Consider the following 24,636-nt stretch of genomic DNA (forward strand, 5'->3'; position numbering starts at 1 on the left):
ACGCCGTGTCCGACCGGATCGACAGTCCACGCCTGCAGCAACTCGATCCGAGTCGGACAGACGAATTCTGGGCCGAAGTCGCGGAGCGCGGTACGCCGCTGGTCGAACCGGTCGCGGATGACGACGTCTGGCTGACGTTCCTCTACAGGGCGCGCGAGCCGGTGAAGAGCGTCTCGGTGTTCGGCGGACCGGCCGGCTGGGATCCGCCGGCCAACGGGATGCACCACCTGGCCGGAACCGACGTCTGGTATCTCACGTTCCGGGTCCGTGCGGACCTTCGCTGCACATATCGTCTGGCCGTCGACGACGTGGACAGTCCGACGGCCAAGATCGAGGACTGGTACGAGCGGACCGCGCACTGGTTCGCCGATCCGCTGAACCCGGCGACGTTCGTCTATCCCGAGGACGAGTCCACGGGCAGCCGCCACACCGTGGTCTCGGTGGCCGAACTGCCAGACGCACCTGCACAGCCGTGGATCACTGCGCGCCCCGAAGGTCCGCGCGGTGAGCTGGTGCAGCACCTGCACCGGAGTGACCTTCTCGGCAACGAGCGTCGCATCTGGATCTACACGCCGCCTGGGTACCGGCCCGAGGACGAGCCGTTACCGCTCCTGGTGCTGTTCGACGGCGATACGGTTCTCGGCCCGATGCCGATTCCCGCGATCCTCGACAACCTCATCGGGGACGGCCGGATCCCGCCGATGATCGCCGTACTCATCGACAGCCTGACCCAGGAGATCCGCGACCGCGAGCTCCCTTGCGGTGCGCCGTTCCTGGCCTACCTTACGGACGAGCTCCTGCCGTGGATCCGGGAGCGCTACCGCGTCACAACCGATCCCGCACGAACGATCGTGGCCGGCCAGAGCCACGGCGGTCAGGCCGCCGCGTTCGCCGGGCTGCGACGACCGGATGTCTTCGGCAACGTGATCTCGCAGTCAGGGTCGTTCTGGTGGCGCCCCGAGGGCGACGAGGAGCACGAGTGGCTGACCCGGCAGTACGCCGCGACCGAGCGGCAACCGGTGCGGCTCCACCTCGAGGCCGGCCTGCAGGAACGCGGCCAAAGCCCCGGCCAGGGGCCCTCCATCCTGGTCGCGAACCGTCATCTCCGAACCATCCTGCGCAGCAAGGGCTACGAGGTCGAGTACGTCGAGTTCAACGGCGGCCACGACTACGCCTGCTGGCGCGGCTCCCTGGCTGACGGCCTGATCGTCCTCAGCGCTCGTTGAAGGTGCGGCGGTACGAGACCTGGTGGCCGTTGTCGCGGGTTTCGGGGGATTGGGTCCAGCCGGTTTTGGTGTAGAAGGTCTGGCCCTGGGGGTAGTTGGCGAGGGTCCAGAGGATTGCTTCGTCGTACTGGGCGGCTAGTTCCTCAAGGGCTTTCTGCATGAGGGCGGTGCCGACTCCGTGGCGCCAGTACGGCGGGTCGACGGCGATCGTGTCGAGTTCGCCCAGGTCGGGATCGATCGGGTCCCGGCTCGGCCCGATCCCGACGAAGCCCGCGATGACGCCGTCGACCTCGGCAACCCACCAGTTGCCGCCAGCAAGCGTCTCGGACCATCGCGCGATCCGGCCGTCGTCCAGCACAGCGGTCGGCATCAGCGTTTGGAAACCGTCGTTCCATGAGTCGACGTAGATGCGGGCAACCGTCGGCCCGTGGTCAGCAGTGGCAGGGCGAAGGGTGAGCATCCGCCTGATTATTCCGATGCCGGCGGTCTCCCGCAGCTGACTTTCTCAGTTGGGGACGATGATGGCGAGTACTGCGATGGCGGCGGCAGTCAGGAGGAGGAAGGTGGTGTCGAACATGCGGCTGCGGACGTGGAGGAGGCCTGCGGCCGTGTCGGAGAGGGTGGCTCGCAGGAGGCCAGCGAGGCCCACTGCGCCGGCGAAGACGAAGACGCCGTTGCGCCAGTTGTAGAACCAGAGCACGACCATGCCGGCGAGTGCGACCAGGAGCGTCAACGCCAGGGGCCATTGGCTCCGGCGCTGGGCCTCACCCGCCATCAGCACGCCACACCCAGCTCGACCGCGTACGCCGTACTGCCGGGGATCACTGGAGCAGGCTCGCTTCGGCGGCTTCCACCACGTTGGTGAGGAGCATCGCGCGGGTCATCGGGCCGATACCGCCGGGCATCGGCGCGATCCAGGCGGCCTGCTCTCGGGCCGCGGTCTCGATGTCGCCGACGATCTTGCCCTCGGGGCTCCGGCTGGTGCCGACGTCGAGCAGTACGGCGCCGGGCTTCACCATGTCCGCGGTGATCAAGCCGGCCGAACCCGCGGCGGCGATCACGATGTCGCCGGTACGCACGACAGCGGCGAGGTCCTTCGTGCCGGTGTGGCACTGCGTCACGGTCGCGTTCTCGCTGCGCCGGGTGAACAGCAGCCCCATCGGCCGTCCCGCGGTCACCCCGCGGCCGACGACGACCACGTGCGCGCCGGCGATCGGTACGTCGTACCGCCGGAGGATCTCCACGCAGCCCTTCGGGGTGCACGGCAGCGGGCCGTCCTGGCCGAGGACGAGCTTGCCGAGGCTGACCGGGTGCAGGCCGTCGGCGTCCTTGGCGGGGTCGATCAGGCCGAGGATCGTGTTCGTGTCGACGTGCTTGGGGAGCGGGAGCTGGACGATGAAGCCGGTGCATTCCGGGTTGTCGTTGAGCTCCTGCACCTTCGCGGCGATCTCGTCCTGGGTCGCGGTGTCCGGCAGCTCGACCTGGATCGAGGAGATCCCGACCGCCGCGCAGTCGCGGTGCTTGCCCGCCACGTACGCCCGGCTGCCCGGGTCCTCACCCACCAGGATCGTGCCGAGCCCAGGCACCACGCCCTGCTCGGCGAGCTTCGCGACCCGGACCTTCAACTCGTCCTTGATCGCCGCCGCCGTCGCCTTGCCATCCAGAATCTGCGCCGTCACGACCCCAGAGTCTGCCACGCACCACCCCCAGGCCCCTACCCGGACCGCCAGGCCATCACAAATGAAGGTCGGCCGGGCGGCCACGTGGGCCGCCCGGCCGAGGTGAGCGATTGTGATGGGCTGGGGGTTCAGCTCGTCAGTTTGTAGACGGTGGTGCTGCCGACGGTGGTTGCCGTGTAGTTCGACTCGACCCAGGATTGGATCTCGCTGGCGGCGGAGGACCCGCTGCGACCGCCGCCGCCTTGGCCGCCGGAGATGTAGTACGAGATCTTGCCTTCGGCCACCCATTCCTTGAACTGCGCGAGGGTGGGTGCGTCGTCGGTGCCGCTGAAGCCGCCGATGGCGATGACGGACTTGCCGGTGGCGAGCTCGAGCGAGGCCGCCGACTGCGAGCCGCTGGTTGCGGCGGCCCAGGTCGTGGTGGTGTTCGACAGCAGAGCAGTCAGCTCACTGCTGGCAGAGGCGTCGCCGCCCATCCCACCCCCACCATCCGCCGAGCTCCCCGCCGACTCCGACGCTCCCGTCGTGCCGGTGCCGGTCGAGCTGGTCGAACCGGTGCCGGTGGATCCGTTTGACCCGCTTGGGGGAGTGCCGGTGGGGGCGCCTGTGCCGCCGGGGCCGCCGGCTCCGCGGGTGCCGCCGCCACCGCCGCCGCCCATGGCGCTGCTGCTCGGACCCGACGTCGGGATCGACCCGTTGTGCGTCTGCGACGCCGTAGCCGCCGCGTACGCCGTGCTCCCAAGCCCAAGCGAAACCAGAACCGCCAGAACAACAGCAGGCAGCACCCGCCGAAGCCGCCACCCGACCAGCACCGAGAGAGCAGCGATCGCACCAGCCGCGAGTACGACGTACTTCGCCCACGGCAAGAAGTCCGACGTACGACCGAGCAACACGTAATCCCAAACCCCCGTCGCCAGCACCATCGCCGCCAGCGTGAGCCGAGCCGCCAGAGCAGCCCGCTGCTTCCACGCGATGAAGATGCCCATCCCCACCAGCCCGCCGATCGCCGGGGCGAGCGCGACCGCGTAGTACGGGTGGATCGTGCCGCTCATGAAGCTGAAGACGCCCGCGGTCACGAGCAGCCAACCGCCCCACAAAACCAGCCCGGCCCGGACCAGGTCGGTCCGCGGTGCGCGACGCGTCAGCCACAGACCGCCGACCAGCGCGATCAATGCCGCAGGCAACAACCAGGAGATCTCGGTACCGAACGCGGACCCGAACATCCGGGTGATCCCGGTGCTTCCGCCGAACCCGGTGTTCGTGCTGCCACCTCCACCGCCGCCGCCGTTGCCAGAACCACCCAGCAGCCGCCCGAGCCCGTTGTAGCCGAGGGCGAGTTCGAGCAGCGAGTTGTTGGTCGAACCACCGATGTAGGGACGGCTCGACGCGGGCCAGAGCTCAACGAGCGCGACGTACCAACCGGCGCTCACGATCAACGCACCCAGCGCGCCGACCAGATGCAGCAACCGTCGGCGGAACGATGTCGGCGCCGCGATCAGGTACACCAGCGTGAAGGCCGGCAGCACCAGCAGCGCCTGCCCCATCTTGGTCAGGAACGCGAACCCGATCGCTACCCCGGCCAGCGCGAGCCACCGCGCTGACGCCTTCTCCAGCGACCGTACGACGAAGTACGCCGCAGCCACCATCAGCAGCACGAGCAACGCATCCGGGTTGTTGAACCGGAACATCAGGACGGCGACCGGCGTCAACGCCAGCGCACTACCCGCGATCAGCCCCGCGACCGGACCGGCGACGCGCTTCACGGTCAGGTACAGCACCCCGACCGCCGCGATCCCCATGAACGCCTGCGGTGCCAGCACCGTGAAACTGTTGAACCCGAACACCCGCGCGAACGCGGTCGCCACCCACAGCGCGCCCGGCGGCTTGTCCACCGTGATCGCGTTCCCCGCGTCGAGTGACCCGAACAGCCACGCCTTCCAGCTCTGCGTCCCGGCGAGCTCCGCGGCGGCGTAGAAACTGTTCCCGTACCCCGAGGCGGTCAGATTCCACAGGTACAGCAGCGCCGTACCGGCCAGCATCGCCAGCGCCGCCGGACGGACGTACGCCGCCTGCTCGGCGGGCCCACGCGCAAGTCGGCGCAGTCGCCCTGGCGGTCGGACAGGGGGATCGGCAGGCGGTTCCTGCACAACAGGTCGCTCGAGCAGCGTCGTCATGATCGTCTCCAGTTCGGCATACGGCTTCCACTGGTGACGATGACAAGTGGGTCTTCGGCGTCCCTGGGCGTCGGCTGGGAGCTCGCTGTGAGCCGGGAATGCCTGAGCTCTTGCCGTGGTTCGGGCAGGTAGTTTATTGTTGAACTACCAATCAGCGAGGAGCACATCATGCCCGCCGTGACCGTCAGTGACATCACCGTTCTGCCCCGCATCGGTGCGCAGGAGTCGGTGAACGAGCGCTCGGTGAAGTCGGTGACGTCCGCGCCGAGCGGGTACGAGGGCGAGGGCTTCCCGGTACGGCGGGCGTTCGCGGGCGTCGACCTCCGTGATCTGGACCCGTTCATCCACATGGACCAGATGGGTGAGGTGGAGTACGCGCCGGGTGAGCCGAAGGGCACGCCGTGGCACCCGCACCGCGGCTTCGAGACCGTGACGTACATGCTCGACGGGATCATGGAGCACCAGGACTCCAACGGTGGCGGCGGCGTGATCTCCAACGGCGACACGCAGTGGATGACCGCGGGCAGCGGCCTGCTGCACATCGAGACCCCGCCGGAGCACCTGGTGGTGAGCGGCGGCCTGTTCCACGGCATCCAGCTCTGGGTGAACCTGCCGAAGTCTCTCAAGTGGGCCCCGCCGCGCTACCAGGACATCCGCGGCGGTGACTCCGCCCTGCTCTCGACACCGGACGGCGGCTCGCTGATCCGGGTGATCGCCGGCTCGGTCGACGGTCACAACGGACCTGGTTCGACCCACACCCCGATCACGCTGGTGCACGCGACGGTCAGCCCTGGCGCCGAGATGGTGCTGCCGTGGCAGCCGGACTACAACGCACTCGTCTACGTACTGGCCGGTCAGGGCACTGTCGGGTCCGAGCGGCGTGCGATCCGTAAGGGCCAACTGGCCGTCTTCGGTCCCGGTGACACGATCCGCACGGCGGCGAGTACGACGCAGCCGCAGGCTGAGCCGAACCTCGACGTCCTCGTGATCGGCGGCCGCCCGATCCGTGAACCGATCGCGATGGCCGGTCCGTTCGTGATGAACACCCGCGCCGAGGTCATCCAGGCCTTCGAGGACTTCCAGGCCGGCAAGCTCGGCAGCATCCCCGCAGTCCACGGCGCCCCGACCGAACTCCGAAGCACCGACTGAGGGGGGTGTCTGATGGTTCCCCGCCTACTGCGGGGCACTCGGCACGGCACCTCGCCGCACGGGTGCAAAGGCCACGATGCTCCGCATCGAGACCTTCGCCCCCGCACGCCGATGCACCGCACCGAGCACCTCCTCGCTACGGCGCGGAACCATCAGACACCCCCTAACCCTCGGGGTAGAACAAGAACAGTGTGCAGCCCTGGGTGGACTGTGGAACGTGGGACGACCCGGCCGGGGCGTGGATGAACGAACCGGCCGGGTAGTCGCGTTCACCGTCGTTGAACACCCCGTCCACGACGAACACCTCCTCTGGCCCCGGATCGTGGACGTCGATGCCTTTCCAGCTCGATCCCGGATCCATCTGCAGCACGAACGCCTTGGCGACCGCACCGGACCACAGCGGCCGCAGTCTGATGCCGGGAAACAGTTCGCGGACCGGTGCGTCGTCGACCGACGCCCACTCGTAGTTCTCCATGCCTCCGATCCTCGCGCCGTGCACAGGTTCGTCCCCAGTGTCAGGAAAGTCCCGATCAGGTACTTTTCTGCCATGCATCGCGTCGTCGCACTGGTGACCGCGCCGCAGGCGAGCTTCGAGCTCGGGTGTGCGGCGGCGGTCTTCCGCGATCCGCCGTACCGCTTCAGCGTCTGCACCGAGATACCCGGAAACGTCCGCACCACCGAGGGTTTCGACATGGTGGTGACGTCCGGGCTGCGTGCGCTCGACAGCGCCGGCACGATCGTCGTTCCAGGCTGGCTGCCGATCAATCGCGTGCCGTCCGAGCAGGTACTGCGTGCGCTCACCCGAGCCCATCGACGCGGCGCACGGCTCGTCAGCATCTGCTCGGGTGCGTACCTGCTCGCCGCGACAGGCCTGCTCGACGGGCGCCGGGTCGCGACGCATTGGCGGTACGCCGACGAACTGCAGCGCCGATTCCCCGCGGTCCAAGTGGATCCGGACGTGCTGTACGTCGACCACGGGGATGTCGCGACGAGTGGCGGGTCGGGGACTGGGATCGACCTGTGCCTGCACCTGGTGCGCCGCGATTGCGGGGCGTCGTACGCCGCCTGGGTTGCCGGGCGGATGGTGATGCCGCCGCATCGCGAAGGTGGTCAGGCGCAGTACCGCTCGACGGATCCGGTGCCGAAGGAGTCGCTGGGAGGCCTGCTGGACTGGGCTGTCGAACGCTTGGACAAGCCGCTCACGATCGACGACCTGGCTCGGCGGGCGAACGTCTCGCCGCGGACCCTGGCGCGGCGCTTCGAGCAACAGTTGGGCGCGGCGCCAGGGCAGTGGTTGCTGGCTCAGCGGATCGCCAGAACACGTGTTCTGCTGGAGGAAACGGACCTTTCCGTCGACGCCATCGCGACCCGCGTGGGCCTATCGTCCGCGACCAATCTCCGGAGACGGTTCCGCGCCGCACTCCACACCACCCCGAGCGCCTACCGCCGCGCGTATCAGGGCACGTAGTCGCCGGTGTCATCGAGCGTGATGTAGTGCTCGATGCGTGGGTCGTCCGGATCGCCGCCGTACAGCTCGACGAAGCGGCGCGCCGCGGGAGGCCCGCCGTACTGCGGGTTGAGTGTGCCGCGCAGGCTCTTGAACATCAACGAGAGATCGACGTACCGGTCGCCGGCGCCGAGCCGGCTGAGATCCAGGATGCCGCTGAAGCGCAGTGTCGTCGGGTCGATGAAGACGTTCGGCGCCGCGTAGTCCCCGTGGGTCACGGCGGTTCCGGTGCCAGGGAACGGCGAGGCGAACGGGCAGTCGGCGAGCTCGTCGAGTGCCCGCAGACCGTCGGCGATGGCCGCGAGCACGGCGGGGCGATCGCGCGCCGGCCACGGTTGGGACGCGTCGCGGCCGGACAGCTCCGTGGTCAGCAGCCAGTTGTTGCCTTGATCAATGATGTGCGGGCAGGGGAAACCGGTCGAGCCGAGCCACGCCAGTCGGTCCGCCTCATCGGACACACCGGGGCCGGCCTTGTAGTACAGGCGTTCCGGGCCGCGGTCGAGCCGGACCACCGTCGCGTCGGAGCAACCGACCGAGATCGGTTCGGCGCCGTCAGCGCCGAACCGATCCTGGAGAAGATTCAGATCCACTCACCGAAGGTTACGGTGCAGCGCCGAAATCAGCTCCCCATTTGTGGTGTCGCCGTCGAGTGACCAGATCATCGCGCCGCCCAGATCGCGGTGCGAGATGTACTGCGCTTTCCGTTTCATCTCGACCGGGTCGTCCCAGGTCCAGAACGTCGTACCGTCGAACAGCCACGCGAAACCGGCGCGCTTGTCGCGGTAGACCGTGTAGTTCGCCAACTGCGCCTTCAGGTAGCGATAGTCCTCGGTGCCGGCGTCGAAGGTCGACGGCGCCGGGCCGGTCGACGGCTGGAAGAGGCCGTTGTTCGCATCAGCCACGCCGGTCCAGCCATGGGAGTAGAACGGCACGCCCATCACCAGTTTGCTCCGCGGCGCGCCGCGGGCCAGGTAGGCGTCGATCGTCACCTGCGAACTGAACTCCGGTGTCGTCGGATCACCCGCCGGACCGTCGATCGCGGACTGCTGGTTGGTGAGTGTCTCCCACGGGCCGTGGTAGTCGTACCCCTGCGTCGTACCGAACGTCAGGTCCTTGAACAGCTGACGGACCTCGAACCCGCGGTCGATCATCGCCGGGTTCGCAGGCAGGAACGCAGTCAGGTCGTGCCTGCCCGGCAGTCGGTCGAGTTGCTTGCGGTACTCGTGCACCAGCGCGGTGAAGTTCTGCTTGTCCTCCGGCCGGATCACGTTGCCCGGGTTGCCTTCGCTGGCAGGCCATTCCCAGTCGAGGTCGATGCCGGTGAAGATGCCCTTCGCGGCGCCGGCCGGAAGACCCGGCAGATTGCCCTTCAGCCACATATCCAGGCACGACTTCACATGCGCGGCCCGCGAGGCCGGCGTGAGCGCCGCGTCGGAGAAGTGGGCCGAGCCGGTCCAGCCGCCGAGCGAGATGCTGATCCGGAGCTTCGGGTACTTCTGCTTCAGTTGCTTGAGCTGATTGAGGTTGCCGTTGAGCACCTGTCCGGGCTCGTCGGCCTTGCCGTTGACGCTCTGCTCGGCGGTGAACGGTCGCTGGTAGTCGGCCCACGGGTCGCTGCTGAGGCAGTTCCCCTGGGCGTCGACGAAGCCGAACGCGTAGTTGATCTGGGTCAGCCGGGCCGCGGACCCGTTCTTCACCAGATCGCTGACCAGAAAATTCCGGCCGTACCCACTCCAGTTGGTGTAGTACCCCACCACTCGTTTGTCGCTGCCGTGCGCTTCGGCAGGTACGGCGGCAGTCGTTGGTACGACCATCGCAGCCGCCATCAGCAGCCCCACACTCCGACGCCTCATAACACCCCCATCGGAAGGATCCTGCGCACACAGTAGGACCGCGGGACGACTTATGCAATGTCTCTGCAAAAACTAGAATGCCGACATGATCCGACCGGCCGAACCAACCGACACTGACGCGGTCACGGAGATCGCCCGGACCGCGTTCGAGCACTACATCCCACGCATCGGCGTACCCCCGATCCCGATGCTGGTCGACTACGCCGCAGCGATCACCGCAGCCAAGGTCTGGGTCGCCGCGGATGCCGGATCCGTCCTCGGCTTCGTACTGCTGGAGGACGAGCCGGACTCGCTCCTCCTGGACGTTCTGGCCGTCGCCCCCACCGCCCAAGGCCAAGGAATCGGCGCCGCCCTCCTGACCTTCACCGAAACCGAGGCCCGCTCCCGCGGCTACCACCGCATCACCCTCTACACCAACGAAGCCATGACCGAGAACCTCGCCTACTACCCCCACCACGGCTACACAGAAACCGCCCGGGAATCCATCCAAGGCCGCCACCGCGTCTTCTTCGAGAAACAGCTCTGACAGACGACTGACGAGATTCGTCAGTCGTCAGGCGGCCGGGCCGTAGGGCACGGATAGGGTCGGTGGTATGACGACTGTTGCTGGGGATCTTGCGGCGGGTGGGGTTCTGCGGGCCTCGATCAATCTGGGGAATCCGGTGTTGGCGCAGGGGACGGCGGAGGCGCCGGGTGGGGTGACTGTCGATATCGCGCGGGAGTTGGCGCGGCGGTTGGGGGTGTCGTTGGAGTTGGTCTGTTTCGATGCGGCGCGGAAGTCGTTCGAGGCGATGACGACCGGGCAGGCGGATCTCTGTTTTCTCGCGATCGACCCGGCGCGGGCGACCGAGGTGGCGTTCACCGCGCCGTACGTCGTGATCGAGGGGGTGTTCGCCGTACCGCGGGATTCCGGGCTGACGGCAGTCGCCGAGGTGGATGCGCCGGGGGTGCGGATCGGGGTGAAGCAGGGGTCGGCGTACGACCTCTACCTGACCAGGACGTTGCAGCAGGCAACGGTTGTCCGCGGGGCGGAGGGCGTCGACGTGTTCCGCGACGAAGGGCTCGAGGTGGCGGCCGGCATCCGGCAGCCGATCACCCGGTACGTCGCCGAGCACCCGGAGCTGCGCCTGATCGACGAGCGGTTCATGCAGATCCAGCAGGCCGTCGGCACCGCGAAGTCGAAGCACCCGGACACGGTCGCCTACCTGCACGACCTGATCGAGGACCTGAAGTCCTCAGGCTTCATCGCCGCGTCCCTCGCCGCCTCTGGGCAGGCCGACGCCACGGTGGCCCCGCCCGCCTGAGCCTGCCTGCCCTTACGGGCAGTGACGAGGCAACAACCTGCCGTGGCAGGTGGTTCTGGCAACCATTCGATAGGGTCCGGACATCTATCGGTGAGTGGCCGTATGACTCCGCTCTGTGAGTGGACTAGTGCGGCCCGCTGTGAGGACAACCGATCGGGAGGGACTCCATCGTGGTATCCACACCACGATCGAGGCGCCTCGGCGTTGCCGCCGTCGCCTTGATCGCCGCCTTCGGGCTCAGTGCCCCGGGCCAAGCAACAGCCGCCCCGGGCCAAGCAAAAGCCGGCCCCCAAGCTCACCCAGCCAAGGACCAGAGCGTCACGCTGATCACCGGTGACCGGGTCACCCTGCGCGGCGGCGACCCCGCCCGCGCGATGATCCGGCCCGGCGAGGGCCGGACCGACGTCGCGTTCAGCTCGTACCGGCTGAAGGACCACTTGTACGTCGTACCGTCCGACGTCAGCGCGCGCCTGGCCGGCGGCAAGCTCGACAGCCGCCTGTTCGACGTGACCGCGCTCATCAAGGACGGGTACGACGAAACGCTGCCGCTGATCGTCACGTACAGCGGCAAGGCGCAGAAGCGAGCCGCCATACCGGGAGCGACCGTGTCGCGCCAACTGCCCGTCATCAACGGCGCCGCGCTGAAGGTCACCAAGGACTCCAAGGTCCTGGACGGGGCCGGTATCGACAAGATCTGGCTCGATGGCAAGCGCAAGGTCACGCTGGACCAGTCGGTCCCGCAGATCGGCGCGCCGACCGCCTGGCAGGCGGGCTACACCGGCAAGGGCATCCCGGTCGCGGTTCTCGACACCGGGATCGACAAGTCGCACCCCGACCTCGCCACCCAGGTGGTCGGCGGCAAGAACTTCACCGACGCCCCGGACGGCGACCACTTCGGTCACGGTACGCACGTCGCCTCGACGATCGCCGGTACGGCGGCCGCGTCGAGCGGCAAGTACAAGGGCGTGGCCCCGGACGCGAGGCTGTACGACGGCAAGGTCTGTGACGACTTCGGCAGCTGCCCGGACTCCGCGATCCTGGCCGGCATGGAGTGGGCCGCGACCGAGGTCAAGGCCAAGGTCGTCAACCTGAGCCTCGGCGGCACCGACGCCCCGGGGATCGACCCGCTCGAGGAGGCCGTGAACCGGTTGACCGCGCAGACCGGCACCCTGTTCGTGATTGCCGCCGGCAACGACGGTCCGGGGGAGCAGACCATCGGCTCGCCGGGTAGCGCGGACGCTGCGCTCACCGTCGGCGCGGTCGACAAGCAGAACCAGCTGGCCGACTTCTCCAGCCGCGGCCCGCGCGTCGGCGACGGCGCCGTGAAGCCGGACATCAGCGCTCCGGGCGTCTCGATCGTCGCCGCGAAGGCGAAGGACTCGATCATCGGCGAGCCGGTCGGCGACGACTACCTGCGGCTCGACGGTACGTCGATGGCGACGCCGCACGTGGTCGGATCGGTCGCGATCCTCGCGCAGGAACACCCGAACTGGAAGGCCGCCGAGCTCAAGGGCGCGCTGATGGGTTCGGCCAAGCCGGCCGCGGACCAGACCGCGTTCGAGCAAGGCGCCGGCCGGGTGGATGTTGCCAAGGGCATCAAACAGACGGTGATCGCCGAGCCCGGCAACGTCTCCTTCGGTACGGCGGTCTGGCCGCACGACGACGACGCCCCGGTCACCAAGACCGTGACGTACCGCAACCTCGGCGACCAGGCCGTGACGCTCAACCTGGCCGCGTCGCTGACCGGCCCGGACGGCAGTCCTGCTCCGGCGGACGCGCTCAAGCTGAGTGCAGCCACGGTCACCGTTCCAGCGGGCGGCACCGCCACGGTCCAGGCGACCTCGAACACCAAGCACGCCGGCCCGGACGGCATGTACTCCGGCCGCCTCACCGCGACCGCCGGCGACGCCAGCGTCACGTCCGCGATCGGTGTGGACAAGGAGAAGGAGAGCTACAACCTCACGCTGAAGGCGATCGGCGTGGACGGCAAGCCGACTCCGTTCGACGGCGCCCTGAGCGCGTTGGACCGGAACCTGTTCCAGTTCCTCGGCGACGGCACCGACACACTCAAGGTGCGCCTCGTGAAGGGTGAGTACCTGGTGCAGAGCAGCCAGTACGTCGAGCTGCCGAACGGCGACTTGGCCAGCTACGGGCTGCTGCAGCCGTCGGTCAAGCTCACCGAGGACACCACGGTGGTGTTCGACGCGCGGACGACCAAGCCGGTCAAGGTGACCGTGCCGCAGGCCGGCGCGGAGGCAGCGCTCGCCGACGTCGGGTTCGACCGGAAGTCCGCCGACGGTCAGTTCGGACTGAGCTACGCCAGTCTGTCGTTCGGATTCGGGGCGATGTACTCCGCGCAGGTGGGGTCCGCCGTGTTGCCGCCGGAGCAGTTGACCGGCCATGTCGCGTCGCAGTGGGCGAAGCCGGACGCCGAGGGGTCGTACGACAACTCGCCGTACCTCGTCGGTCAGCTCGACACGTTCCCGGGCGTGTTCCCGACCGGCTTCGTGCGAGCCGTCAAGGCGAAGGAACAGGCCACCGTTCAGCAGACCGTCAACGCCACCAGCGACCGCCAGCACGAACGGATCGTGTTCGGTAACGCGCCGGGGATGAGCGGCGCTTGGGCGGTCGGGCTGATGTACGGCAAGGCCCCGCTGACCACGACGGCGTACGTCGACGGCAAGCCGGCCACCTGGCAGACCGAGGTCGACGAGATCATCCCGAGCACGGATCCGGAGAACCCGTTCCCGGAGACGATCAGCCGGCTCATGTCGCCGGCGAAGGAGTACCGGGCCGGCAAGTCGTACCGCGAGCGGTTCAACGCGGCGGCGTTCTCGATCGCGCCGGACGCGGCGGTTCGGCAGGCGAACAGCCTGTTCGTGTCGGCCTACGGTCTCGGTGACGCGGACGGGAACGGCGGGTTCATCGTCACCGACTCGGAGTCCAGCAAGCTGATCCAGGACGGGAAGGTCGTCGCCGAGTCGCCGTTCTTCGGGTACGTCGAGGCGTCCGAGCTGCCGGCGGCGAAGACGACGTACACGCTGGAGTCGACGCAGACGCAGTCGAAGAGCCCGTTCGCCACCCGGACCGATCTGCGGTGGACGTTCAGTTCGGCGGCCACGTCCGAGGAGACCAGGCTGCCGCTGCTGGGTATCCGCTACCAGCCGACGGTGGACGATCACAACGTCGCCGAGCGCAAGCCGGTCACCGTCCTGCCCGTCGTAGTGGACGCGCAAGCTGGGCAGGAGCGGCCGGTGATCCGCAAGCTGACGGTCCAGGTGTCCGGCGACGGCGGTAAGACCTGGAAGAACGCCGCGGTAGCGCCGATCGGTCACGGCCGGTACAAGGCGATCTTCCAGACGCCGGCCGGAAAGTCCGTCTCGCTGCGGTCGCACCTGGTCGACGGCGCGGGCAACGTCACGGACCTGACGGTGATCGGGTCGTACGCGATGCGCTGACGACGCAACCCCGGAGACCGGTTGCCGCGTTCTAGGTGTTGCGCAGACAACCGACTTTTTGGGGTGAGGCAGTGAGCTCGAGATCTACGCGCAGAGGAATGCCCGCGATCGCCGTCCTGGCGGTCGCGGGCTTTGCCGTCGGGGTGATGACACCGGCCGATGCGGCGCCGGCCGCCAAACCGTCCGCTGAGAAGGCAGCCCAGACCGGTGGCAAGGACGTCAGTGTCACGCTGATCACCGGCGACCGGGTGCTGCTGCCCGGCGGCGACATGACCAAGGCGACCGTCGAGCCCGGTGCCGGCCGGGAGCACGTCGGCTTCAACACCTACCGGGTCCGGGACCACGCGTACGTGATCCCGGCCGACGTCTACAAGGCGGTCGGGGACGGCCGGATCGACCGTCGGCTGTTCGATGTCGCCGAGTTGGTGAAGGACGGGTACGACGACGCGTCGACGAGCACCATCCCGGTGCTGACGACGTACGCCGGCACTGCGAAGCGCGCCGTACCGGCCGGAACGCGGGTCACGCGGCAGCTGCCGTCGATCAGCGGCGCGGCGATGAAGGTCAGCAAGAGCAACGCCAAGGCGTTCATGAGCTCGGCCGGGTTCAGCAAACTGTGGCTGGACGGCAAGCGGAAGTTGCTGCTGGACCAGTCGGTGCCGCAGATCGGCGGACCGGTCGCGTGGCAGGCCGGGTACACCGGCAAGGGCGTGTCGGTCGCTGTGCTCGACTCGGGCGTCGACGCGACCCACCCGGATCTCGCGACGCAGATCGCGGGGGAGAAGAACTTCACCGGTGAGTCAGCGGACGACGTGGTCGGCCACGGTACGCACGTCGCGTCGACGATCGCCGGCACCGGTGCCGCGTCGGACGGGCGCTACAAGGGCGTGGCGCCGGACGCGCGCATCTACGACGGCAAGATCTGTGAGGTCTGGGGCTGCGACGAGTCCGCGATCCTCGCCGGCATGGAATGGGCCGCGAACGACGTCAAGGCGAAGATCGTCAACCTCAGCATCGGCGGCCAGGACACACCGGAGCTCGACCCGATCGAGGAAGCCGTCAACCGGCTGACCGCGCAGTCCGGCACTCTGTTTGTGATTGCCGCCGGCAACGAAGGTTCGGGGGACGGGACGATCAGCTCGCCCGGCAGCGCGGACGCGGCGCTGACGGTCGGCAACGTGACCAAGCAGGACCAGCTCAACCCGACGTCGAGCCGCGGTCCGCGCGTCGGGGACAGCGCGCTGAAGCCCGACGTAACCGCGCCGGGAACGGACATCGTGGCGGCGAAGTCGAAGGACTCCTCGATCGGCGAACCGGTCGGCGACAAGTACCTACGGCTTTCCGGTACGTCGATGGCGACGCCGCATACCGCCGGCGCTGCAGCGATTCTGCTGCAGGAGCACCCGTCCTGGACGCCGGCCGAGCTGAAGGCGGCGTTGATGGGATCGGCGAAGGTCGCGGCCGACCAGACGTCGTTCCAGCAGGGCGCCGGGCGGATCGACCTGACCACGGCGATCAAGCAGACGGTGGTGACCGAGTCCGGCAACGTGTCGTTCGGGAAGGCGACGTACCCGCACTCCGACGACCAGCCGGTCACGCGCGACGTGACGTTCCGCAACCTGGGTGACGCGGCCGTCACGCTGTCGCTGACGTCGGTGCTGAACGGGCCTGACGGTGCGGCAGCTCCGACGGGTGCGCTGAAGCTGAGTGTCGACTCGGTGACCGTCCCGGCCGGTGGTACGGCGTCCGTGCAGGCGACGTCGGACACTACGCTCGGCGGCGCGGACGGGCTGTACAGCGGTCGGATCACGGCCACCGGGGGCGGCCAGACGGTCGTCGTACCGGTGGGTGTGGACAAGGAAGGTCCGACGTACAACCTGACCGTCAAGCTGATCCGGCCCGACGGTGCACCGGACCCGGACTACCCGGTGTCGGTCACGGGCGTCGACAACAACGAGAACGACATGTACTCGCCGGACGCGAACGGCACGGTCACTCTCCGGCTGGCGCAGGGTGAGTATCTGCTCAACCAGTTCCAGGAGTTCGAGCGTGGGACCGAGGACTGGATCTTCTTCACGCTGGTCGCACCGAGCGTCAAGCTCACCTCGGACCAGACCGTCGTCCTCGACGCGCGGAAGGCGAAGCCGATCACCACGTCAGTGCCGAAGGCCGACGCGAAGCAGGCCAACTCGGGCATCGGCTTCGACCGGAAGATCAAGGGCGGCACGTACATGTACTCCGCGGGCGGTTTCCTGTCCGGGACGATGTACACGTTCAGCGCCGGGCCGAAGCTGCCCGCGGACGAACTGTCCGGGTCCGTCACGTCGCAGTGGGGTGTGCCGGGCGCGGACGGGTTGTTCACGAACACGCCGTACCTGTACGGGATCGCGAACTACTTCCCGGGTGAGTTCCCGACCGGATTCGACCGGAAGGTGAAGCAGTCCGACCTCGCGACCGTGGACAGCACGGTCAACGCGGCGACGGATGCGCGGCTGTTCAAGATGCTGCACCCGGTGATGCCCGACGGTGGTGGCGGCTGGGCTCGTGTCATTCGCGTCGACCCGCCGCGGACGATCCGGTACTACCTCGACGACACGCAGTACGGGTGGTCCGGCCGGACCGAGGAGGACACGGACGGCGGGGACTTCCCGTTCCCGAAGTGGCGCTTGGAAGGAAAGCCGGTGCTGTACAAGGCCGGGCGGTACTACCAGGAGCGATGGAACGCGGCCACGTTCGTGCCGTCGGTGTACGCCGCGACGCGGTCGGGGAGCGAGCTGAACATCTCGCTGTACAGCCTCACCGACGCGGACGGGCACGTCGGCGCCATCACCATGACGCCGGCGAGTGCGAAGCTCTACCGCGACGGGACCGAGATCGCATCCTCGCCGTACTTCGGCAACATCGACGTCGCGGACCTGCCCGCCGGTAAGGCGTCGTACAAACTGGTCACGACCGGCACCCAGGACGTGTGGCCGTTCTCGACGCGGGTCGATCTGGAGGCGACGTTCACGTCGTCGGCGGACCAGACGAGCGTTCCGATCCGAACCGTCGCGTTCCGGCCGGAGCTGGACGGGAACAACACGATGGAACGCAAGCCGGTCACCGTCCTGCCGTACGAGGTCAAGGGCGGTGCGGTGGCGAAGGTGAAGATCGAGTACTCCGGCGACGCCGGAGCGACCTGGCGCCAGGCACCGGTCGCCGGCGGCAAGGCGATCTTCCCGACGCCTGCGGGCAAGACCGTCTCGCTGCGCTCCACCGCCACGGACGCAGCCGGGAACAGCACGACGCAAACCGTGATCGCCGCCTACAGCCTGCGGTGAGAACGACAGAACGCCCCCGGGAAACGATCCCGGGGGCGTTCTGCTGGGTGCTTTTGTCAGCCGATCAGGCCGAGGTCCTTCACGGCGTCGCGCTCCTCGCCGAGCTCGGCGGTCGACGCGTCGATCTTGCCGCGGGAGAACTCGTTGATCTCCAGGCCCTGGACGATCTCCCAGTTGCCGTCCTTGGTGGTCACCGGGAACGACGAGATCAGGCCCTCCGGTACGTCGTACGAACCGTCGGAGACGACCGCCATCGACAGCCAGTCACCCTCGGCCGAGCCCTTCAGCCAGTCGCGGGTGTGGTCGATGGTGGCCGCCGCGGCGGAGGCCGCCGACGACGCGCCGCGGGCCTCGATGATCGCCGCGCCGCGCTTCTGCACGGTCGGCAGGAAGTCGTTCTCCACCCAGGCCTGGTCGTTGACGACCTCGGCCGCGTTCTTGCCGGCCACCTCGGCGTGGAAGATGTCCGGGTACTGGGTCGCGGAGTGGTTGCCCCAGATCGTCAGCTTCTTCAGGTCGGTGACGTGCGTGCCGGTCTTCTTCGCCAGCTGCGCCAGCGCCCGGTTGTGGTCCAGCCGGGTCAGCGCCGAGAACCGCTCGGCCGGGATGTCCGGTGCGTTGCTCTTGGCGATCAGCGCGTTGGTGTTCGCCGGGTTGCCGGTGACGGTGATCCGGATGTCGTCGGCGGCGTGGTCGTTCAGCGCCTTGCCCTGGACGGTGAAGATCGCGCCGTTCGCCTCCAGCAGGTCGCCGCGCTCCATCCCCTTGGTCCGCGGCCGCGCGCCCACCAGCAGCGCGACGTTGACCCCGTCGAAGACGACGTTCGGGTCGTCGCCGATCTCGATCCCGGCGAGCGTCGGGAACGCGCTGTCGTCGAGCTCCATCACGACACCCTCGAGCGCCTTCAGCGCCGGGGTGATCTCCAGCAGCCGCAGCTCCACCGGCGTGTCCGGCCCGAGCAGTGCGCCGCTCGCGATCCGGAACAGCAGGCTGTAACCGATATTCCCTGCGGCCCCGGTAACGGCCACCTTCACCGGTGTAGTGCTCACGACATGCTCCTAGCTCATCCGATTATGTGCTTCGGACGCTAGCAACCCAGCTGTCTCATCCCAACTCTGGGGCACCACCGACTTGCTCACACCATCTTTGAGAACCCACCAACCGTTTTGCTTGCTGACAAATGGTTGGTGGGTTCTCAAAGATGGGAGCTGAGAGGATGGCTCCGTGGAGCGGCGGACTGGGTCGGGGTTGGCTACTGTTGAGGCGCAGGTGGATGGGACGTTCTTGCTGCGGGTTGACGGGTCGCCGCAGTCGCAGGTGGATCTGGCGGACCCGGGGAACCTGTCGTTCGAGTACATGCGCCGGATCGGCGACGTCGTGGACGCGGTCGCGCCGCGGCGTCAGCCGATCGCGGTGGCGCATGTCGGCGGGGCCGCGCTGAGCCTGCCGCGGTACGTCGCCGTGACGCGGCCGCGGTCGCGGCAGATCGTGCTCGAACCGGACGAGGACCTGACCGAGTTCGTCCGCGAGGCGCTGCCGTTGCCGAAGCGGTCCGGGATCAAGGTCCGGCCGGTCACCGGGCGGGCGGGGATCACCGAGTTGTACGACGACTCGATGGACCTGGTGATCCTGGACGCGTTCGAGCACGAGGCGGTGCCGGCGAATCTGGTGACGGCCGAGTTCTTCGCGGAGTGCGCTCGGGTGCTGCGGCCGACCGGCGTACTGATCGCGAACCTCATCGACGGGAAGGCCGGGTTGCCGTTCATCCGGCGTACGGCGGCGACGGTACGGGACGTGGTTGGTGAGGGCGTCGTACTCGCTGAGCGGAAGATCCTGCGGGGCAAGGGGTTCGGGAACGTGATCATGGTGGCGTCACCGCAAGCCGTGCCTGATCTGACGGATGCGGGACGGCGGGCGCAACCGCCGTACGACGTGATGCCTTTGCAGGAGCTCGCCGGGAAAGCGGCGCCGCTGACCGACGCGGAAGGCTTCGTCACGCCGCGGGCGCCGGCCTCAGCCTTCCGGAGCTGAGGCGTTGTAAGGCTTCGGCGACCGCGGTGCGCTCGGCGGGGGTTGCGCCGACTGTCCGGACGAGGTGGTCGAGGCGGTCTCTGCCGGGGAGCCTGGTGCCTTGGAGCCACGCCTGGATCGTCGCCCGCGGGATGCCGGTCTCTTGCTCGAGCGCTCGCAAGGATCGCGGCCGGGCTAGCGCCGCTAGCGCGACTCCCAGGTCTTCGAGGTTCTCCGCGTTCTCCAGCAAACCGACGATGTCGCGCGGATCGCGGCTCGCCTGCTGCCATCGCCGGTGCCAGACCGGCAGCAGGTCCGGCGGGAGTCCGCAGCCGGTCAGATAGGCGGCGGCCACGTCCCAGGTCGGGAGGTGCTTGCCGCTGGTCGCGCGGATCAGGTGCGGATGCGAGTAGTGCGCGCGGTCCGCCAGTTGGCGGTAGCTCAGACCCGCCTGACGACGTACCCGTTGCAAGGCGGCGGCGAAAGCTGCGACATCCTCCACGTGTTCAAACATAACTCAACATGTTTCAACAGATCAAGGCCGGTTACGCTTAGCCCCGTGTCTGTCGCGAAGGTTGCCGCCCTGGCCTACTACCCGGTGAAAGGCCTCGCCGGGATCCCCGTCGAGACCGCCGACGTCGGACCGACCGGTCTGCTGAACGACCGGCTGTTCATGCTGGTCCAGCCGGACGGGACGTTCCTCAGTCAACGCAAGCTGCCCGCGATGGCCACGCTGCGTGCCGAACTCGCCGGCGACGCGCTCCGGCTGTCGGCGCCCGGCGCCCCGGACCTCGAGATCGAGATCCGGTACGACGGGAAGCGGCGGGACGTCAGCCTGTTCGAGAAATGGTTCGGGCAGGGCATCGTGCAGGACCCGGCCGCGGACGAGTGGTTCTCCGCGCGGCTCGGTGCGCCGGCGGCTCTGGTTCGCGTGACGCCCGAGCACGAGCGGCCCGGGTGGGGCGTAAATCGCGGGCTGACCGGGTTCGGCGACGCGCACGCGTTGATGATCACGTCGCAGGCGTCACTCGACGGGCTGAATGCACGCATCCTCGAACACGGTGGCAACGCGATCCCGATGAACCGCTTCCGGCCGAACCTGGTCGTCTCCGGGTGGGCCGAGCCGCACACCGAGGACAAGGTGCTCCGGATGACCGCCGGCGCGGTGGAGATCGGGTACTCCGCGCGCGGGATCCGGTGCGCGGTGCCGACCGTTGATCAGGCCACGGGCGCCAAGTCCGGGCCGGAACCGACCCGGACGCTGGCGACGTACCGGCGGGAACCCGCCTACGGCGGCGGGGTGAGCTTCGGCGTCAAGGGCGCTGTGCTTGCCCCTGGCAACATCCAGGTGGGGGACGAGATCACTGTCCAGGAATGGATCCCGGACGGCACCGACCCCGCGCCGGACCGCCGCAGCTAGGCCCGGCCTAGCAGCCGACGCGGTAGCGGCCGGTGACTGCCTTGTAGGTGCAGGTGTCGAAGGTCTTGCCGGCCGGGGTCTGGAAACGGGCGGTGTCGCCGGTGTTGTTCCAGACGTACCAGCTCTGGTTCCAGTACAGGGTGAGTGCGCGGTTGCGGTTCTTGCCGGTGCGGATGATGACGGTCGACCGGCCTGGGAGCACGTAGCCGCGCGGGAACACGAACAGGTGGTTGGCTGCGTCCAGGACGCGGAAGCCGGACAGGTTGATCGGTCGCGAGCTGATGTTGCGCACGGTGAAGAACTCGTTGTTCAGCTGAGCGTTGGTGCGGACATCCGCGCCCGGCGGGTCGTACTGGATCCCGCTCAGGACGACGGTGATCGCCGCATCGGCCGGCAGCGGCGCGAGAGCCGCCGTACCGGCCAGCACCACGGCGGCCGTGGCAGCGGAAAAGAGCGTGCGGAAGCGTCGTGCGAACAAAGGAATGTCCCCCTTGGCAGTGGGCCGAATTCCCCCCGGCCCGATGAATGCAAACTGCCGGTTCCCCCCGGCGCACGCACGCTATCCGTCACGCTCCGTGCTCGTCAAGCCCTCAATCAAGGCTCGTCGCGACGCCGTGCTCCAGCAGCCTGACGCGGTTCTCCAGGCCGGCGTCACGGAACGCAGCCAGGAGCTGCTCCGGGCCCTCGCTGAAGTGGGTCCAGCCCTCGGTGTGGACGGGGACGATCGTCGCCCTGTCGAGGATCCGCGCGGCCTCGACCGCGTCCGCCGACGTGAGGGTGAGGTTGGCGTTGTCGAGCAGAGCCGTCCGCGCCGCTCCGGCGAACAGGACCGCGACGTCGATCGGCGCGAACCGGTCGGCGATCTCCTTCACCAGGCCGAGCGACGCGTTGTCGCCGGAGACGTAGACGGTCGGGAGGCCCTCGCCCTGCAGGACGAATCCGGTGACGAAACCGAGGACCGCCTCGGCGCCTTCCGGGCCGTGAAGCGCCGGTACGCCGGTCACCGTGATCACACCGCCGTCCGGCCGGGGCAGGTCGATCGACTCCCAGTTCTTCAGCCCGCGGACGCCGGGGATGCGAACCGCCGCGCCGGGGGTGGAGAGGACGGTCGGGATGGACGGGAGCAGCGCGCGGCCGGCGTCGTCGAGGTTGTCCTTGTGCTCGTCGTGCGAGACCAGGGCGACGTCGATCGGGCCGAGCTCCGCGGCCGGGATCGCCGGGCCGGTCAGCTTGGTCATCACTCGGCCGGGGAGTTGGTAGTCGCGAGGCTCGTCGAACGCCGGGTCGATCAGGAACGTGAGGTCGCCGAGGTCCAGGACGGCGGTCGGGCCGCCGATGTGCGTGATCTTCATGACCACGATCCTCCGGCCTGGCGGTCCGTCTCACCATTGGCCCGCGAGTCACAGTTCCTGAAGATCGGGCCATACTGTGTTCATGCGTCCTGCCTCTTTGCGTACTGTTGCGGTCCTCGCGTATCCCGGGATGAGCCCGTTCCACCTGTCCGTGCCGTGCCTGGTGCTCGGCGAACGCCGCGGGCTGCCGTCCCGGTACGACGTACTCGTCTGTGCGGAGGAGCCGGGATCGTTCCCGACCAGCGCCGGGTTCGGGATCACGGTGGATCACGGGCTCGAGGTGATGGAGCGGGCCGACGTCGTGGTGCTGCCGAGCTGGGAGCCCGGGCTGGTGGCGTCCGACGTACTGCTGGACGCGATCCGGCGGGCGCATGCGCGAGGCGCGACCGTGGTCGGGTTGTGCGTCGGGGCGTTCCTGGTGGCGGAGAGCGGGCTCGCCGAAGGGCGTGAGGTGGTGACGCACTGGCGGTTCGCCGACGAGCTGCGGGCGCGGTATCCGGAGCTGAAGGTCCGCGCCGACGTCCTGTGGTCGGATCAGGGGGACCTGGTTACCTCTGCCGGTACGGCGGCCTCGCTGGACTGCTGCCTGCACCTGGTACGCACGCACCACGGGGTCGAGGTGGCGGAGAAGGTTGCCCGGGACATCGTGGTGGCGCCGCATCGGAGCGGATCGCAGGCGCAGTACATCCCGGTGCCGGTGCCGCCGGACCCCGCCGACGACGTGATCGAGAAGGCGATGGTGTGGGCGCGGGCGCGGCTCGACCAGCCGGTGTCGCTGGACGAGTGGGCAGGGGCGGTGGCGATGTCACGGCGTACGTTCACCCGGCAGTTCCGGGCGCGGACCGGGAGCTCGGGACAGACATGGTTGCTGCAACAGCGGCTGGACCGGGCACGGTTGTTGCTGGAGACAACGGACCTGTCGATCGAGCGGGTGGCGTCGGAGAGCGGGTTCGGGAGCAGCGACGCGCTCCGGCACCACTTCCACGGGTTGCTCGGTACGACGCCGCAACGGCATCGGCAGGAGTTCTACAGCACGAGCAGGATGTAGATCACCGGCGCGGCGAACGTGATCAGCAGGATCCAAGCCATCATCCGGTGCGCGGGCTTACCGCGGTCGAGCGACGACGCGAAGTAGAGCACGGCGCCCTCCTCGGTATGCCGACTCAACCCCATCCGCCTGGCCTCCTCGGGCCGCGGATCCGGCCGCTCCTCCGCGAACGCATCCGGATGAATCCCCAAATGCGCCGGCTCCGCCCGATCCACATCATCCCGCTCGAACATCCAACCTCCCGCAGGCCGGCGAACCAGGGTCCTCACCCCCATAGTCGCACTGTGCGAACAGCCACGCAGGCATAAACCCCATTTCGAGCGGCCAAAGGGCCAGCCCGAGGGGGTTATGCCTGCGTGCAGCTCCGCGCCTAGGAGAAGTTCGCCACCCACGCGTTGCGCGCGGTTGAACCGCAGATCAGCGGGCAGAGAATGCCGGTGTCGTGGTCGGCCGACTTCATGCCTACCCCCAGCGTTGTGCGACCACAGTCGAGGACCTGGCTCTTGTACTTCTTCATCAGCTGGTTGTAGGCCTGCTGCGCGGTCATGCCGTCACCACCGGCACCGACCTGCGAGCCGGAGCTGCCGTTCAGGTTGTCACCGGAGGTCGCCCGGCTCTGCGCGGTCGACCGAGCACCTGAGGTGAGGCTGGGGTCTTCTTTCAGGCGTGCACAGCCGTTGTCCGCTCGGGCGTTGTCGATCAGGTTGAACAGTTGTTGCTCGTTCGCGTCCATGCCGCCGTCGACCGGTGGGGGTGGGGTTGTGGTGGTCTTGGTTGGTGTGGGGGTGGGGACTGTGCGGCCCGGGGAGGTTGGGGCTGTGGTGGGCTGCGTTGTCGGGGCCGAGGTTGGGGCGGTGGTGGGGGACTTGGAGGACTTGGTGGTGGGGGTGTCTGTGGGGGTGTCCGTCGGCGTGTTGGTCGGGGTTGCCGAGGGGGTTTCCGACGGGGTGTTGGTGGGGGTGGCCGTGGGGGTCGCCGTTGGCGGGACGGTGACCTTGGCCGAGGGGGTTGCGACGGCCGGCTTGGCGCTGGGCGTGATGTAGGTGTCGTCGGTGCGAGTGACGATCGGGATCGAGGCGTCGGCCTCGTCGTTCTGCGGCTGGTGCAGCAGGATCCACGAGATCGGCGTGATCACC

General features: G+C 68.4%; 23 protein-coding genes. 10 read left to right on the forward strand and 13 right to left on the reverse strand.

Annotation, left to right across the window (positions count from 1 at the left end; translation table 11 throughout):
* The first annotated feature begins 5 nt into the window (after window positions 1–5).
* The gene (gene fes, locus OHB24_RS17965) at window positions 6–1,226 is read left to right on the forward strand and encodes an enterochelin esterase (protein ID WP_327640188.1); all 1,221 of its coding nucleotides are present in this window, start codon (window positions 6–8) and stop codon (window positions 1,224–1,226) included.
* Here fes and OHB24_RS17970 read toward each other — a convergent pair.
* From OHB24_RS17970 to OHB24_RS17985, 4 genes are all read right to left on the reverse strand, one after another.
* The gene (locus tag OHB24_RS17970) at window positions 1,213–1,686 is read right to left on the reverse strand and encodes a GNAT family N-acetyltransferase (protein ID WP_327640189.1); all 474 of its coding nucleotides are present in this window, start codon (window positions 1,684–1,686) and stop codon (window positions 1,213–1,215) included. The genes fes and OHB24_RS17970 overlap by 14 nt on opposite strands.
* A gap of 45 nt (window positions 1,687–1,731) precedes the next feature.
* Complete coding sequence (locus OHB24_RS17975; RefSeq protein ID WP_327640190.1) at window positions 1,732–2,001, reverse strand: DUF3017 domain-containing protein; 270 nt, start codon at window positions 1,999–2,001, stop codon at window positions 1,732–1,734.
* 46 nt (window positions 2,002–2,047) lie between these two features.
* Window positions 2,048–2,905: a bifunctional methylenetetrahydrofolate dehydrogenase/methenyltetrahydrofolate cyclohydrolase gene (locus OHB24_RS17980; RefSeq protein WP_327640191.1), complete on the reverse strand. Its 858-nt coding sequence runs from the start codon at window positions 2,903–2,905 to the stop codon at window positions 2,048–2,050.
* Window positions 2,906–3,033: 128 nt separating this feature from the next.
* Window positions 3,034–5,079 carry a glycosyltransferase family 39 protein gene (locus OHB24_RS17985; RefSeq protein ID WP_327640192.1) on the reverse strand — a complete coding sequence of 682 codons (2,046 nt, stop codon included), beginning with the start codon at window positions 5,077–5,079 and terminating at the stop codon, window positions 3,034–3,036.
* A 168-nt stretch (window positions 5,080–5,247) separates the two neighbouring features.
* On the opposite strand from OHB24_RS17985, the gene OHB24_RS17990 reads away from it, so the two are divergent.
* Window positions 5,248–6,228, forward strand: a complete 981-nt coding sequence (locus OHB24_RS17990; RefSeq protein WP_327640193.1) for a pirin family protein — start codon at window positions 5,248–5,250, stop codon at window positions 6,226–6,228.
* A gap of 163 nt (window positions 6,229–6,391) precedes the next feature.
* Here OHB24_RS17990 and OHB24_RS17995 read toward each other — a convergent pair whose 3' ends face one another.
* Entirely contained in the window at window positions 6,392–6,703 is a 312-nt protein-coding gene (locus OHB24_RS17995; RefSeq protein ID WP_131344540.1) for a cupin domain-containing protein, read from the reverse strand.
* A 72-nt stretch (window positions 6,704–6,775) separates the two neighbouring features.
* Here OHB24_RS17995 and OHB24_RS18000 point away from each other — a divergent pair, with 72 nt between their 5' ends.
* Window positions 6,776–7,696, forward strand: a complete 921-nt coding sequence (locus OHB24_RS18000) for a helix-turn-helix domain-containing protein (protein ID WP_327640194.1) — start codon at window positions 6,776–6,778, stop codon at window positions 7,694–7,696.
* On the opposite strand, the gene OHB24_RS18005 is transcribed toward OHB24_RS18000, so the two are convergent.
* Complete coding sequence (locus tag OHB24_RS18005) at window positions 7,684–8,325, reverse strand: phosphotransferase (RefSeq protein WP_327640195.1); 642 nt, start codon at window positions 8,323–8,325, stop codon at window positions 7,684–7,686. The two genes, OHB24_RS18000 and OHB24_RS18005, sit on opposite strands and share 13 nt — an antisense overlap.
* Window positions 8,326–9,588 (reverse strand): glycoside hydrolase family 18 protein, encoded by a 1,263-nt coding sequence (locus OHB24_RS18010; protein WP_327640196.1) that lies wholly within the window; start codon window positions 9,586–9,588, stop codon window positions 8,326–8,328.
* 85 nt (window positions 9,589–9,673) lie between these two features.
* Here OHB24_RS18010 and OHB24_RS18015 point away from each other — a divergent pair, with 85 nt between their 5' ends.
* The 4 genes from OHB24_RS18015 (at window position 9,674) to OHB24_RS18030 (ending at window position 17,670) form a co-directional block, all read left to right on the forward strand.
* A complete protein-coding gene (locus tag OHB24_RS18015) occupies window positions 9,674–10,114 on the forward strand; it encodes a GNAT family N-acetyltransferase (RefSeq protein ID WP_327640197.1) in 441 nt (146 codons plus the stop codon).
* A 67-nt stretch (window positions 10,115–10,181) separates the two neighbouring features.
* Window positions 10,182–10,892, forward strand: coding sequence for a transporter substrate-binding domain-containing protein (locus tag OHB24_RS18020; protein ID WP_327640198.1), 711 nt, complete (start codon window positions 10,182–10,184; stop codon window positions 10,890–10,892).
* A 170-nt stretch (window positions 10,893–11,062) separates the two neighbouring features.
* The gene (locus OHB24_RS18025) at window positions 11,063–14,350 is read left to right on the forward strand and encodes a S8 family serine peptidase (protein ID WP_327640199.1); all 3,288 of its coding nucleotides are present in this window, start codon (window positions 11,063–11,065) and stop codon (window positions 14,348–14,350) included.
* Between the two features lie 98 nt (window positions 14,351–14,448).
* Complete coding sequence (locus OHB24_RS18030) at window positions 14,449–17,670, forward strand: S8 family serine peptidase (RefSeq protein ID WP_327640200.1); 3,222 nt, start codon at window positions 14,449–14,451, stop codon at window positions 17,668–17,670.
* A gap of 56 nt (window positions 17,671–17,726) precedes the next feature.
* Here OHB24_RS18030 and OHB24_RS18035 read toward each other — a convergent pair whose 3' ends face one another.
* Window positions 17,727–18,719 carry a malate dehydrogenase gene (locus tag OHB24_RS18035; RefSeq protein ID WP_327640201.1) on the reverse strand — a complete coding sequence of 331 codons (993 nt, stop codon included), beginning with the start codon at window positions 18,717–18,719 and terminating at the stop codon, window positions 17,727–17,729.
* Window positions 18,720–18,939: 220 nt separating this feature from the next.
* Here OHB24_RS18035 and OHB24_RS18040 point away from each other — a divergent pair, with 220 nt between their 5' ends.
* The gene (locus OHB24_RS18040; protein WP_327640202.1) at window positions 18,940–19,701 is read left to right on the forward strand and encodes a spermidine synthase; all 762 of its coding nucleotides are present in this window, start codon (window positions 18,940–18,942) and stop codon (window positions 19,699–19,701) included.
* Here OHB24_RS18040 and OHB24_RS18045 read toward each other — a convergent pair.
* Window positions 19,664–20,182: a helix-turn-helix domain-containing protein gene (locus OHB24_RS18045; RefSeq protein ID WP_327640203.1), complete on the reverse strand. Its 519-nt coding sequence runs from the start codon at window positions 20,180–20,182 to the stop codon at window positions 19,664–19,666. The two genes, OHB24_RS18040 and OHB24_RS18045, sit on opposite strands and share 38 nt — an antisense overlap.
* A gap of 57 nt (window positions 20,183–20,239) precedes the next feature.
* Between OHB24_RS18045 and OHB24_RS18050 the strand changes: the two genes are divergently transcribed.
* Window positions 20,240–21,100 carry an MOSC domain-containing protein gene (locus tag OHB24_RS18050; protein ID WP_327640204.1) on the forward strand — a complete coding sequence of 287 codons (861 nt, stop codon included), beginning with the start codon at window positions 20,240–20,242 and terminating at the stop codon, window positions 21,098–21,100.
* A 7-nt stretch (window positions 21,101–21,107) separates the two neighbouring features.
* Here OHB24_RS18050 and OHB24_RS18055 read toward each other — a convergent pair whose 3' ends face one another.
* Together OHB24_RS18055 and OHB24_RS18060 are read right to left on the reverse strand one after the other, a co-directional pair.
* Window positions 21,108–21,578 (reverse strand): lamin tail domain-containing protein, encoded by a 471-nt coding sequence (locus tag OHB24_RS18055; RefSeq protein ID WP_327640205.1) that lies wholly within the window; start codon window positions 21,576–21,578, stop codon window positions 21,108–21,110.
* Between the two features lie 112 nt (window positions 21,579–21,690).
* Window positions 21,691–22,452, reverse strand: a complete 762-nt coding sequence (locus OHB24_RS18060; RefSeq protein ID WP_327640206.1) for an MBL fold metallo-hydrolase — start codon at window positions 22,450–22,452, stop codon at window positions 21,691–21,693.
* Window positions 22,453–22,534: 82 nt separating this feature from the next.
* On the opposite strand from OHB24_RS18060, the gene OHB24_RS18065 reads away from it, so the two are divergent.
* Window positions 22,535–23,500 carry a GlxA family transcriptional regulator gene (locus OHB24_RS18065; protein WP_327640207.1) on the forward strand — a complete coding sequence of 322 codons (966 nt, stop codon included), beginning with the start codon at window positions 22,535–22,537 and terminating at the stop codon, window positions 23,498–23,500.
* Here the strand turns inward: OHB24_RS18065 and OHB24_RS18070 are convergent.
* Window positions 23,479–23,733, reverse strand: coding sequence for a hypothetical protein (locus tag OHB24_RS18070; RefSeq protein ID WP_327640208.1), 255 nt, complete (start codon window positions 23,731–23,733; stop codon window positions 23,479–23,481). The two genes, OHB24_RS18065 and OHB24_RS18070, sit on opposite strands and share 22 nt — an antisense overlap.
* A gap of 137 nt (window positions 23,734–23,870) precedes the next feature.
* Window positions 23,871–24,635: a CAP domain-containing protein gene (locus tag OHB24_RS18075; protein ID WP_327640209.1), complete on the reverse strand. Its 765-nt coding sequence runs from the start codon at window positions 24,633–24,635 to the stop codon at window positions 23,871–23,873.
* Window position 24,636 lies beyond the last annotated feature (1 nt).

This window comes from Kribbella sp. NBC_00482 (genome assembly GCF_036013725.1).
Taxonomy (GTDB): Bacteria; Actinomycetota; Actinomycetes; order Propionibacteriales; family Kribbellaceae; genus Kribbella.